Source organism: Sinorhizobium terangae, assembly GCF_009601505.1.
In the GTDB taxonomy this organism is placed as follows: Bacteria; Pseudomonadota; Alphaproteobacteria; order Rhizobiales; family Rhizobiaceae; genus Sinorhizobium; species Sinorhizobium terangae.
The window spans coordinates 68,595-81,288 of the sequence record NZ_WITC01000033.1 but is presented as its reverse complement, the minus strand read 5'-3'; the positions used below and the strand labels follow the sequence as shown (position 1 = coordinate 81,288).

Below are 12,694 nucleotides of genomic sequence, written 5' to 3'. Positions count from 1 at the left end.
GATCATGGCCGTCATTGCTTTCTCCACCCCAAAAGAGCCCACACACACTGGCCTTCCTATAAAGGGGTTTCTGCCGCTCACCGCCCCCTCGATCGTGCTGATGCTCTTCTTCGCGATCCCGATGGGCATGATGATCGGGATAAGCTTTCAAAGCCAGACGGCGGGCGGCCCGACGTTTGCGAGCTATAGTCGCTTCTTCAGCAACGACTTGGTCCTTGCGGGCCTCACCCGAACGCTCGTGATGTCGGGCCTCGTCGCAATCTCAGTCACCGTCCTGGCCTATCCCCTCGCCTACTATCTCGCGCGCTCGACGTCACGCTGGCGGACCGTCATCTTCGCGCTTGCCATTGCGCCTGAACTGGCGGGCGTCGTGCTTCGGACCTATGGCTGGCTGATCATTCTCGAGGATCGCGGTTTCATCAATTCCGCGCTGATGTGGACTGGAATGATCTCGGAACCCCTGCCCTTGTCAAAGAACCTTTTCGGCGTGGTGGTCGGGCTGACTCACGTCATCCTGCCGTTTGGCGTGCTGTCGCTGCTGACGAGCCTCCAGGGTATCAATCCCAATCTGGAAAAATCTGCGCAAATTCTCGGCGCCTCACGTCTTGACGTCATCCGCCACATCATCCTGCCGCTCTCCGTGCCGGGGATCGTAAGCTCGCTCTTGATTGGCTTCACCATGGCCGCAAGCGCTTACGCGACCCCGGCCCTTCTCGGCGGCGCCGGCTTCAAAGTCATGGCCACTATGGTCTACGAGCAGGTGCTCTTCTATCTCGACTGGCCCTTCGCGGCGGTGATGGCGAACGTCCTGCTCATCCTCATGCTGACCGCCGGCTTCGTCGGATCCAGGCTGGAATCGCGCCTCCACCAAAAACTTCATCTTTAGTCTCGGGAGGCTTCGATGAACCGACTGCTCACCTATCTGTTCAGGATGGTGCTCGCCGCCATTCTTGCCTTCATCACCCTGCCGCTCGTGGTCGTTGTCGCTGCCTCTTTCAGCCCGACTTCGGCGGTAACGTTCCGGCCAAGCGAATGGACCTTGCAATGGTATGCGGCGCTCTGGGACAGCCGCTGGCTCGATCCGTTCCTGCTCAGTGTCGAACTGGCCCTCATCGTGTCGCTCGCAAGCGGACTGCTCGGCGTTCTTGGGGCATACAGCGTCGCCTACGCGAAATGTCGGGGCCACACCGCCATCATGGCGTTCCTATTGTCACCCATGTCGGTCCCGCAAATCGTCAAGGGCGTGGCGATCGTCCTGTTCTTGTCCTCGGTTGGACTTTATCACCTGCTCGGAACGCCCGGCCTTGTCATGGCCCACATCATCCTGACGTTGCCCTACGTCGTGCGCATGGCCGCGACGGCGATGTTCGGTTTCGATAAGCGGCTTGAAAGCGCGGCACGCATACTCGGCGCCAGTGCCACGCAGAGGATCAGATATGTGCTGTTGCCGCTGATCCGCTCCGGCCTCTTCTCGGGGATGACCTTCGCCTTCATCATTTCCTTCAACAACATCCCGCTCTCCGTCTTCCTGGTCAGGCCTGGTCAGACAACGCTTCCGATCACCGTCATCAACCATCTCGAATACAGCCTGGATCCGGTGCTCGCGGCGGTGAACGTCGCGTCGCTCCTCTTCATCCTTGGCGCAATCATCCTTTTCGAAAAGATCGGCGGTTTCTCCGCCCAATTCCACGGGGGTAGCAAATGACCACCATCGATATCGAACTCCTTTCCGTCAGCAAGCAGTTCGGCGCAAACCGCATCGTCGAGGATATCAACCTAGCCATCCCGAAGGGAAAATTCGTCAGCATTCTTGGTCCCTCCGGATGTGGCAAGACGACGACCCTGAACATGATCGCCGGATTTGAAGCGCCCTCGAGCGGGCAGATCCGAATTCGCGGCTGCGATCAGGCAGGCGTCCCGCCGGAAGCCCGGAAGATCGGGCTGGTCTTCCAGAACTACGCACTTTTCCCGCATATGACGGTCGCCCAGAATGTCGGTTTCGGCCTAAAGATGCAGGGTCGGCCCCGCGAGGAAATCGCCGATGGCGTGTCACGCGCCTTGAAAAGTGTCCACCTCGAAGGCTTCGAGAGCCGTTATCCAAAGGAACTATCGGGAGGCCAACAGCAACGGGTCGCGGTCGCCCGGGCCATTGCGCCCTCCCCGTCCGTGCTGCTTCTCGATGAACCACTCTCAAATCTCGACCTCAAGCTTCGGGAAGCCATGCGCGTGGAATTGAAAGAGATCCAAGAAGATCTCGGCATGACCTTCATCTATGTCACGCACGATCAGGAAGAGGCGATGGCGATGTCCGATCGGATCGTTGTCATGCAGCGCGGATTGGTAGCGCAGGAAGGAGCGCCTGCGGACATATACGGCCGCCCGAGGACCTCTTTCGTGGCGGACTTCATTGGCAAGTCCAATATCCTGCCGATTGCCGATGTATCCGCAACCGATACCCCAGAAAGACGCGTTACCGTGCTCTTGGGAGAAGGAAAGTTGCCGGTCAGAGCGATCTGGCCGCACGACGTCGCTCCTGACAAGGCTCGATATTGTTGCATCCGGCCCGAAGCTGTCAGGCTCGCCGATGCGGCGGGGGCTCTCGATGAACCCGCGAACCGGCTCACGGGCACCATCCAGAAGGTCGTCAATCTCGGCGCCTATCTCGAGGCGTGGATGCTCGTAGACGGCAAGATCACATTGAAGTCCATGATCCGCTCGACACGCCTCGACAAACTTCGAGTTGGTTGCCGCGTTGATTTCGCCATCGCTCACTCGGCTGTCCAATTACTGGAGCAGTAGCGCCGATTAATCGTCCTTCATTATTAATGACCAGCAATTGATATTGGAATCGCCCAATAGCCCTTCACTACACTCGGTGCGATCCCAAGTCCGGGATCTTCCCACAAGGAGGCCAAGATGCGCATGAACACGAAGGTTTCAGCAGTGCAAAATGACAGCAATGTCTGTGCTGACATCGTCGGTTTCGACTTCTCCGACTATAACGATGCGGACATTGCCGCAGTTCGGTCCTATTGGCTGCAATATGGCGTCATTCGCTTTCGGGCGGTCCATATCACAGACCAGCAGCAGGTCAATTTCTCCCGCCACTTCGGCGATTTCGTCATCCACCCGAAACAATTGCAGGAAGGGGGACATCCTACGCATCGCGAGATCCTGGTGATCAGCAATGTGATGACGGACGGTAAACCGAGCGGCGCGCTCGGCAATAGCGAGGCGACGTGGCACACGGACACATGGTTCTACGAACGCCCGCCGGCAGGCGCCATCCTCAGAGCGATCGAGGTTCCTCCTTCGGGCGGCGACACATACTTTTTGTCCACCTATCATGCCTACGAGACGCTCCCCGAGGAGCTGCGCAATGCCATTGAAGGGCGACAAATCTTCTTCCAGAGCGTTTACGACAAGACGGGCAGGCTGCGCCTCGGGAAATCCGAACCGACGAGTACGGATTTTCGCGAATGGAGCGGCGTCGTCCATCCGCTGGTCAGAACCCACGGCGAGACGGGCCGCAAGGCGCTCTATCTAGGGGGGACGCGGGAAGGCTCATGGATCGTCGGTATGCCGCTCGATGAAAGCAACGATCTGATCGCCGAGCTTTGGGAGCACACCACCGCAACGCCTGATGTCTTCGTTCAGAAATGGGGCGTGGGCGACATCGTGATGTGGGACAATCGCTGCACGATGCACCGTCGCGACTCCTTCGACCCGAACACGATCCGTATCATGCATCGGACGACCACATCCGGCGAGCGCCCGGTTTGAGCCACGACAACAGAGCAGATCGGAGCCTCGTCGGATGACTGAGCCATACCGGATCAGAAAGCAGCCTAAAGCGATTCCGGAAACGCTTCGAACCCTCCTGGAGGGCGTCGAAACCGCAACCATCGGCCATTTCGAATATCTCGGATTTGCCGCGGCAGACATTGTGCCGGTCTTTCCGACCAAGGCGATCGGAACCGCCGTGACCGTGGCCGCGCCCGGGCGTGATGGAGCCGTCATCTACAAAGCCATTGATCTGCTCCGCCCGGGAGATGTTCTTGTCATCTCCAGGGTGGACCGGGACGATATTGCTTGCGTGGGCGGCGGGGTCGTTGCTGCTGCCCGAGCGCGTGGTGCCTTGGCCATCATCGTTGACGGCCCCTGCACCGACGTCGAGGAAATTCGCGCCAGCCAATTTCCCGTCTGGTGTCGCGGTGTCTCGTCCAAGACGACTAGCCGCCGACACCAGCTCGGCGGTGCGATCAATGCCCCGATCGCCTGCGGCGGCGCGGCCGTCCTGCCTGGCTATGCAGTCGTCGCGGACACGGAGGGTGTTTTCGTTGCCGAACCCTCCGATATGCGCCGCATCGCCGAGATTGCCCTCAAGCGCCAACAGCGTTCCCTTGAGCTCCGGCCCTACCTCGAGGCCGGCCATTCCATCTTCGAATTGGATCGGATCGTGTCATGAAAATCTCCCTCGTCCAGATGAATTCCCAGCCGGATCGCGAGCGCAATTTGCGCACGGCCGAGAGCCTGATGCTCCAGGCGATCAAACGCGACACACCGGATCTCATGGTGCTTCCGGAACATTTCGACTGGTCCGGCGGTACCGCTGCCGAGAAACTCACAGCGGCCGATCAGATGCCGGGCGGCGAGGCCTATCGAATGCTGCAGGCATTCGCCGCCCGGGAGAAGGTTTGGATCCATGGCGGCAGCCTGCTCGAAAGGATTGAGGGAAGTTCGAAGATCTACAATACAACGGTCGTATTTGATCCTCACGGCAACGAGGTCGGCCGGTATCGTAAAGTTCACCTCTTCGACATCGAGGCGCCGGATGGCAAGATCTATCGAGAATCCGCCACCGTGGCGCCTGGAGAAAGCCTATTCGTCTACGAAGCCGGCGGCTTCAGGATCGGTTGTGCCATCTGCTACGACCTTCGATTCCCCCGGCTCTTTGATGCGCTCGCAAACGCCGGCGTCGATGTGATCATTCTACCCGCGGCCTTCACGTTACAGACCGGCAAGGATCACTGGGAAGTGCTCTGCCGTGCGCGTGCGATCGAGCATCAAGTCTATTTCGTCGCCTGCGGTCAGTGGGGAGGCTACACTGCAGCGGACGGAGATCGCCGCTTCACCTACGGCAACTCTCTCGTCTGCGATCCCTGGGGGCAGGTGATAGCCCGCGCCGTCGACCAGGTCGGCATTGTTTCGACACACCTCGATCACGCCCGTGTGGCGGCCGTCCGCAAGCTCATTCCCTCCGCTTCTCATAAGGTTTCGTTTGTCGACCAGGCACGTGTCTATCGGGATTGCAGCCGCGGCGAGCGCTGCAATTCGTCCTGCGGCTCAGATGAACAAACTTTCGGGACTCCAATTTCTTCTAGTGGCAAGTCGGCAAGAACCCCCGAAGGTGGACCGGCCATCTCCATCCTCGGGTAATCGGACGCCAGATATGACCGCTTTCATAACGCAAACGCTCGGCAGCTATATCGCCGAGGAAGCACTCGCTCGTGCTCCCAGCGACGTCGTCGCCAAGGCCAAGCTCTGCCTCCTGGACTCGCTTGGCTGCCTGTTCGGCGGGCATCAGCTACCGATAGCCGGCATGCTCGGGGCATTACGAGCGGACAGCCAGAGAGTGCCCTCGCCGGCGATGGCCGCCTTCGCCAGGGCAACCTTGATCAATGCGCTCGACTTCGACGACATCTACGAGAAGGGCCACCCGGGAGCCACCGTTATCGCAGCAGCCTTATCGGTCGCCGAGTACAAACTGTGTGCGGGCACAGAATTCCTCGAGGCCGTGATCATCGGCTATGAGGTGAGCTGCCGCGTTGGAATCTCGCTGACTCACGTCCGGCCCAGAAAGGCGATTCACGGCCATGGGACTTGGCAGATATTCGGCGCAGCAGCGGCGGCCGCGAAACTCATGGGGCTCGATGCCATGCGAGCGGCACATGCCATTGCTATCGCCGCTGCGAATGCACCAGTCGCATCTGTCATGAAGACGGTCTACGGCGACACGCCATCGATGGCGAAGAACAACTTTGGCATGGCCGCGCAGATGGGCGTCAATGCGGCCCGCCTTGCCGCTGTGGGCTACGAGGGACCCTTGGATGTCTTCGAGGGCGAGACTGGTTTCTGGCGAATGGCGGGCGCCGACGAGTGCCGTTTTGACCGATTGACGAACGGTTTGGGTGCCGCCTACGAAATTCTCCGGGTTGGCTTCAAGCCATTCAGTTGCTGCCGGCTCATCCAAAGCAGTGTCCAAGCCTGCAGCGACGTCGTCCGGATGGCAGGCATTGATCCCGCCGACGCCAAGCATGCTAGGTTGATCGTGACCGTACCTCCGATCGTTTGCGCACCGCCATTCAGCGAAGCGCGTCCGCGGCACATGTGGGCGGCGCAGTTCAGCGCACCGCATGCCATAGCTATGGCCGTATTCGGCGTTGAGCCCGGTCCGGACTGGTTCGTGGATGATTGGCTCAATGACGAGATCGCCGGGCGGTTTCAAGACAGTATCGAGCTGAGGCCACATCCCAACCACGGCTTACCCCACGGTACTCACGCCGCCAGCGCTTGCTTGCAGTTGCGCAACGGGCAGAGCTTCGAAAGACACGTCGACATTGCGGAGGGAGACGCAAGTAACCCCATGCGGAAATCAGCTCTCGAGAGCAAGTTCTTACGGCTTGCGAGCCGTGTGGCCGGAGAGGGCGGTGCCTCCGAAGTTATTGATAACGTGTACGCGCTGGACGAAGCCGAATCGGTCAGGCCGCTCCTCCGCCTCTTGACCGGCTAATATCCGCACACTCGGGCGCGACGACATTTCATTCGCAAGCCGAGCCTGTCACCCCAGATCAACATTACTGTAATGACTGAGGCGATTGCGCGTTGAATGCTGATGCCTTCGTGCCAGTAATCGCAGCTCGTCCATCTTTCAATGATTCAGTTAATAATGCACAGGAGAAACAATCTATTCTTGAGTTTTTCTCGTTGAGCGAAGTCGTTCGCTTACAGAAGACAAAAACGTATCCGAATCTTTCCTTTAACTCGCCTGTTCGGGATGGGAAATTGCTCTCCATCGCACGACGTCGACAATTCCACGGAGAACGGCGATGGAGACCACACCCAAGTACATTTCACTTGCGGAAATGAAGCGGCTCGGCGTTCGCCTCGAGGCACCCGCGCTTCACAACGCTGCCAAGGCAGCCTGGTCCGATATCCGTTCGGGTCGGGCCCATGGCCTGAAATCGGTCCTGTCCTTCCACGAAACAGAACTTTGGAACCAATCTCATTTCGAAGCTTATCGGAATGAGTTGCAGGGCGAGCGATTAGGCTGGAAACTTTCAGCGCTTTCCAGCGTCGGGGCCCGCTACGCCGCCGTCAAGGTGGTCGGGGCCAATGCGATAAACCGTCGATTGGGCCTACCGCGTTCAACCTCGACAATTGTCCTGCTCGACAACTTCACGCTGCGCCCTCTTTGTATAATGGATGGGACCGAGATCTCCGCGGCAAGAACCGCAACCTACGCCTCCATGGTGCTCGAGCTCTTCTTTTCCAAGACGGATGATCTCTCCGTCTTCCTATTCGGAGCGGGCCCCATTGCCGAGCAGATCATCAAGGTGCTCAGCCATTTTGGAGCCGGCATTATCTCGACGATCTATGTGCGCAGCCGGTCGGGTATTTCTGCGTACCAGCTCGTCGAAAGGCAGGGACAGTCGTTTGGAGTTCGGCTGGAAGCTGTCGCGGACAATCAGAAGCTGCGTGAATGCCGGTTCGTCATCACTGCTTCTAATGCCAGCGCACCGGTGTTTGAGATCGCAGACATCTGCCCGAATGCCACTATCCTGCATCTCGGCGGAGACGAGACACCGGCCGACCACATCCAAAACGTTCTCCGATCGGGACTGGCTCTCTGTGACGACATTTCCATGGTGTCTCGACGAAACTCGCAAAGCCTGGCGCTTTACTTCTCTCGTCTGGGTTCCACCTTGGAGCAGGCCGGTCCGGTGCTCGGCGTCTTGAGCTTAAAGGATTTCTGCGATGCGAGCAGCATATCGGAACGTCCAATCCTCCTTACTTGCGTGGGCCTGCCTATGCTGGACCTCTACCTTGCCGCGCAGGTATACGAAACCTGGTTTTTGCCAGATCCCCCCACGGCGTCATCCCTCCATTCATCTAGCGTGGCCTGAGCGCCAATGTAAAACCGATCCCCAAAGTTGCGCTGGAGGGACAGATGTATGCCACCGAAATCCTCGCAGGGTATCTGGCGACCTACCCTTCCGCCGCCCTGCCGCCCGACATTAGGCTAAGTGCCGTCTGCTGCATTCTCGATGCGGTCACCGCCGCCGTCGTCGGCCACGATATTCCGAGCGTGCGCGCGGCCCGCGAGATCGCCAGGCGCGAGTTTGGCCCCGGGCCAGTACCGATCTGGTTCACGGGGGAATGTCTCGGGGCCACCGCAGCGGCGTTTTGTAATGCTGCGTCGGTGTCCGCGCTCGATTTCGACGACGGTCACCGCGCCGCGCGCGGTCACCCCGGTGCTGCCGTTATACCCGTAGCACTTTCCGTGGCATCTGCGATCGGTGCTTCCACTGACGACCTCCTGACCGCAGTCGCTCTCGGGTACGAGACCGGGATTCGTATTGCCGTCGCGCAGAACCCGCAAGCGATCAAGAGCCGGCAATCGGGACGCTGGACCGGCTATGCTGCCGTCGCCACCGCCGGCCGCCTTTATAAATCCGATCCGTCGGCACTTGCGCATGCACTCGCTGTTGCCGGCGTTCTCGCACCGAACCAGGAAGCAAACGGCAGCTCTGGCTATGCCTACTTGACCGGGAACGACGTCAAAGAGGGTATTCCCTGGAGTGTTGTGACGGGCTTGACCGCATTGCGGCTCACGGAGTGGGGATTTACCGGACCGCAGGACTTGCTCGATCACGCATCACATTTCGCCCAGCCGGGCATCATCGCAGACTTGGGTGCGCCGACCGAGATCTCGAGGGTCTATTTCAAGCTCTATTCCTGCTGCCGATACGTCCACCCCGCTCTTGACGCCTTGGCGGCGCTTTCTCAGCATGCTGGCATCGCGCCTGAGCAGATCGGATCGATTGACGTGCGGACCTTTCAATGGGCTCTTCGGCTTTCAAACAGCGTGTCGCCCAAAACGTTGACGGAAATCCAATATAGCCTGCCCTACTGCCTGGCGATTGCCGTTGTCGACGGACCTGCGGCGCTGGCGCCGATTGGCAATGCGCAACTCGGCAGGCCCGACCTCTGCGAAATCGCCCGCAAGGTCCGTATCTCGGTCGACCGCGAGATCGATAGGCGCTTTCCGGGAGAAACTCTCGCGCAGTTATGCATAGAAACGACCAACGGAAGGATGATTACCTCGGAGGTGACTTCGCCGCGGGGGGACAGGCTGCGCCAGTTGTCCTGGGACGATCTCGTTGACAAGTTCTGTGCGGCGACACGAAGCAAGCTTTCTTCCAAGGCCCAAAACCTCATCCTGCAATCCCTTCAAGCGCTGAAAACCGGGGACGCTGCTCCCCTCCTCCGGTGCGTGCGGATGCGATTGTTCGACTGAAATCGCGCCATGTCGGTCGGCTCGCCTCAATTCGCCGGTATCCGATGCGGTCCAGCATGGCCAAACATTCGCGGCTCGGCGGCGCCACAGTGACGCCCGGGTTAAAACCGTCATAAAAGCCGTCCATTCCTGACGACGATGCGACCTGCGATCACGACATGCCTGACACGGCTCAGATTGACATTATCGACGACGATCAGATCGGCACGCTTTCCTTTCTCAATCAGTCCGCGATCGCCGGCCATTTGGGGAAAGACGCGTGCGACATTCCCCGTTGCAAGCGCAACGGCGGCCGCTGCGGATAACTGTTTCTTTCCAACCATGCGCTGGATTGCCTCGAGAACCCCGTCCCAGTGTCCACCTGCGAAATCGGTCGAAATCGTATCAACACAGCCCGTGTCAATCAGTGCATCGAGATTAGTGGGGTCGTTGCGCCAACGCGTGCCGATGCAATCCAATGTCGAAACGTCGATCACGGCCCCCTTGCTCTTCAGGTCCTGGGCAATCGAAATGGCCTCGTCCGGGAGGAAGCTCGGGTGATTGCTGTGACCCGCAACGAGGCATGCGTGCGGGTGCTTCTCCACCGCCGCGATCAAACGCTTGGCGGATGGCGCCGCATTATGGAAGATTGCGGGATACCCGACCCGCTCGGCTTCGCGGGCGATTTCATCGAACCCGGCCAGCGAAAGGGAGACCGATGGCATAACGGATCGCGTTACGATATCACGAACGTGGCTCGCGTCGGTAACGCCGGAAAAACCGCAGCGCTCCAACTCGTCCTGTAACCTCGGGTTGGATAAACCGTCTGCCGGATCAAGAAAGCGACCGAGGACGGCGTTCTTCAGGCTCCTCGCGGTTGCCGGCGTCACCTCGACCCCGAACTCTCGCTGGATCGCGTGCGGGATGAACCTGTACTCCTGCGCGCCACCGCCCAATGTCTGCCCACCGCCCGCCTCGCCGAGCGCTACCGCACCGGCATCAAGCATTTTATCAATCGTTGCGCTCAAGTGCCGCGTGGACAGCCCCTTGCCATCGACCACAAGCGCCGCCTGGATGTTGTTCGGAGTGTGAGCCGTGGAGACGCGGATATCCATGGCATGAGGCTCTGTCTCGGCAACATCGACTTCGTCGGGCATTGCCAAGCCGCAGACGTTGAGGAGGGTCGTCGTCCCTTGAAGAAGATGGCGGTTGCGGAAATACGCAACCTCCTCCGCTTCGAACGGCGCCGAGCCGCAAGGCATGGAAGGTCCCCGAATGCATCCATGCGTATGCGCATTGATGACGCCCGGCATAACGATACCGCCGGCTGCATCGATGGTCTCAAGCGCCGCAATGTCGGCGCCTGCGGCAGGTTCTTCGGAGTCGACACCGGCGATCCTTCCCTCCCGGACATAAACGGTGGCCCGTTTGTGAAACGTCTTGCCGTCACCGGTGATGAGGCCTCCATTTCGGATCACTAGTTCCATGACAGCTGCTCCTTTCCGACAGCCCGGATGCGGTACTATCCGCCAGTCTCCTCGTCCGGCCGATTCGGCTCGTGATGCGATTGCTCTTGGTTGGAACCATCCAGCATGTAGCCGGAGGATCGCACAGTTCGGATCACATCGGGGCCATTGGCCACACTTAGCGCCCTGCGCAGTCGACCTATATGGACGTTAACCGTTTTAGCGTCGACGAAACGACGCTCGGGCCAGCCAGCTTCGATGAGTTGCGCTCGACTGCACGCCAGCTCGCGGTTCTCCATCAGAAACTGCAGCAACCGGAACTCGATTGGCCCCAAGTGAATGTCGATACCGAAACGCTTGACACTATGCCTGTTGGTGTTGAGTTCAATTCCCGCGTAGGCAAGAATATGACCGTTGATCGCCATAGCATCCGAGCCGGGCCGACAAAGTATATGGTCACGAAGGAAACCGAGCAGTTTGGAAGGAGCGACCGGTCTCACGAAGTTCTCGTCGATGCCGGCCTTCAGCAGATCGATAAAGCGGCCTTCCGCACCAGGCCCGATCAAGCCGACCGTCGCGATCCCGAATGTCCGCGGTTGCTGCTTCAGCTTTACACAAGCTAAAGGAGTCCAATCTTCTCCAGATCGACAATCAAGAAGGATTGCCTTGACGTCGTTCTCGCCTGCCAGATGAACGATCTCCTCGACCCCGGAACCGAGAATGACCCGGTACCCCTCGCTTTCCAGGATGTGGACGAGCAGCAGGTAGTAGTCCGCATCGGTCGAGCCGACCAGGACCTGGGGCTGCGTTGAATTCAAGAATCTCTCCTCCTTCGGCGCATTTCTGTTTCGGGAGATCCCGAGCGAATTCTTGCGTCGTTATCTGTGGCGGCGTAGACGACAGTGTTCGGCGGATGGGGATCGACGCCACTACACTTGGCGCTCCTGGTCGCCGGATGTTCGCATCAAGCAGCGGTATTGTGGTGGAGGCGGGTGCCTGGTCGACAAAGCGGCGGCGCGAATCCGATCAAGGCTTCCGACATCGGCGGGAAGACTTCCGGCAACGGCCATCGTGTTACCAATCGGACACGGCGGACCAAGGCGCTGCATCGGCCACCCGGCGCGTTTCAGAATGCGCTCGAACCGTAGGTCAGTTGCTGTGACGATCTCGTGATAGCCGTTCGCCATCGACCACTCGATGATGCCGGCGAACATCATCAGCGTCGTCGTGTGAAGAAGCCCCCGCGTTTTGCCCTGGTCAAGCGCAGTGTCCACACAAAAGCGCGAGCTTTCGACCATGCCTGGGTGGGCATCCAAGTCTCGCGATGAGAGCAATTGCGGGAAGGTGTTGGCGAGCATTGTCGGGCCGGTAGCGGCGAGAAGTCTTGCACAACCCGCTACCGCACGTGTGGGGGAAACAGCTAGGATATAGGTGGGATTGAGTTGATCGTAGGCATCGGCTTCACGACCGTCCTTTACCAATACCTCCCAATCCAGCCTATCGCCAAAGACGCGGGCGCGCAGCCGGTGCATCGAATCGATCAGGTCAGCATACTCTCCGCGCGCCGCGGCCGGTACCGCCAGTATCTCCATTGGCAATCTCCGATCTAAATTACCGACCACTGGACACGAATCTTGGTGCTCAGGCGACTACTAGAATCAGTAGTCGA

General features: G+C 59.4%; 12 protein-coding genes. 9 read left to right on the top strand and 3 right to left on the bottom strand.

Annotated features, from left to right (window positions below; genetic code table 11):
* Window positions 1-100 precede the first annotated feature (100 nt).
* The 9 genes from GHK62_RS07915 (at window position 101) to GHK62_RS07875 (ending at window position 9,580) form a co-directional block, all read left to right on the top strand.
* The gene (locus tag GHK62_RS07915) at window positions 101-886 is read left to right on the top strand and encodes an ABC transporter permease (protein ID WP_380787148.1); all 786 of its coding nucleotides are present in this window, start codon (window positions 101-103) and stop codon (window positions 884-886) included.
* 15 nt (window positions 887-901) lie between these two features.
* Complete coding sequence (locus GHK62_RS07910; RefSeq protein WP_153437863.1) at window positions 902-1,705, top strand: ABC transporter permease; 804 nt, start codon at window positions 902-904, stop codon at window positions 1,703-1,705.
* Window positions 1,702-2,799, top strand: coding sequence for an ABC transporter ATP-binding protein (locus tag GHK62_RS07905; protein ID WP_153437861.1), 1,098 nt, complete (start codon window positions 1,702-1,704; stop codon window positions 2,797-2,799). The genes GHK62_RS07910 and GHK62_RS07905 overlap by 4 nt, the downstream gene beginning before the upstream one ends.
* A 117-nt stretch (window positions 2,800-2,916) precedes the next feature.
* Window positions 2,917-3,783 (top strand): TauD/TfdA dioxygenase family protein, encoded by an 867-nt coding sequence (locus GHK62_RS07900; protein WP_153437859.1) that lies wholly within the window; start codon window positions 2,917-2,919, stop codon window positions 3,781-3,783.
* Window positions 3,784-3,817: 34 nt separating this feature from the next.
* Window positions 3,818-4,468 carry an RraA family protein gene (locus GHK62_RS07895; protein WP_153437857.1) on the top strand — a complete coding sequence of 217 codons (651 nt, stop codon included), beginning with the start codon at window positions 3,818-3,820 and terminating at the stop codon, window positions 4,466-4,468.
* Entirely contained in the window at window positions 4,465-5,439 is a 975-nt protein-coding gene (locus GHK62_RS07890) for a carbon-nitrogen hydrolase family protein (RefSeq protein WP_153437855.1), read from the top strand. Before GHK62_RS07895 ends, GHK62_RS07890 begins: the two co-directional genes overlap by 4 nt.
* Complete coding sequence (locus GHK62_RS07885; protein ID WP_153437853.1) at window positions 5,351-6,793, top strand: MmgE/PrpD family protein; 1,443 nt, start codon at window positions 5,351-5,353, stop codon at window positions 6,791-6,793. The genes GHK62_RS07890 and GHK62_RS07885 overlap by 89 nt, the downstream gene beginning before the upstream one ends.
* A 316-nt stretch (window positions 6,794-7,109) precedes the next feature.
* Complete coding sequence (locus tag GHK62_RS07880) at window positions 7,110-8,186, top strand: ornithine cyclodeaminase (protein ID WP_153437851.1); 1,077 nt, start codon at window positions 7,110-7,112, stop codon at window positions 8,184-8,186.
* Window positions 8,187-8,230: 44 nt separating this feature from the next.
* Entirely contained in the window at window positions 8,231-9,580 is a 1,350-nt protein-coding gene (locus GHK62_RS07875; RefSeq protein ID WP_153437848.1) for an MmgE/PrpD family protein, read from the top strand.
* 110 nt (window positions 9,581-9,690) lie between these two features.
* Here the strand turns inward: GHK62_RS07875 and GHK62_RS07870 are convergent, their stop codons facing one another.
* The 3 genes from GHK62_RS07870 to traI all read right to left on the bottom strand — a co-directional run bounded on the left by GHK62_RS07870 (window position 9,691) and on the right by traI (window position 12,617).
* On the bottom strand, window positions 9,691-11,046 hold the full coding sequence (locus GHK62_RS07870) for an amidohydrolase family protein (RefSeq protein ID WP_153437846.1): 1,356 nt from the start codon (window positions 11,044-11,046) through the stop codon (window positions 9,691-9,693).
* Window positions 11,047-11,081: 35 nt separating this feature from the next.
* Window positions 11,082-11,843, bottom strand: a complete 762-nt coding sequence (locus tag GHK62_RS07865; RefSeq protein ID WP_193571415.1) for a winged helix-turn-helix transcriptional regulator — start codon at window positions 11,841-11,843, stop codon at window positions 11,082-11,084.
* 111 nt (window positions 11,844-11,954) lie between these two features.
* Entirely contained in the window at window positions 11,955-12,617 is a 663-nt protein-coding gene (gene traI / locus GHK62_RS07860; RefSeq protein ID WP_153437844.1) for an acyl-homoserine-lactone synthase, read from the bottom strand.
* Window positions 12,618-12,694 lie beyond the last annotated feature (77 nt).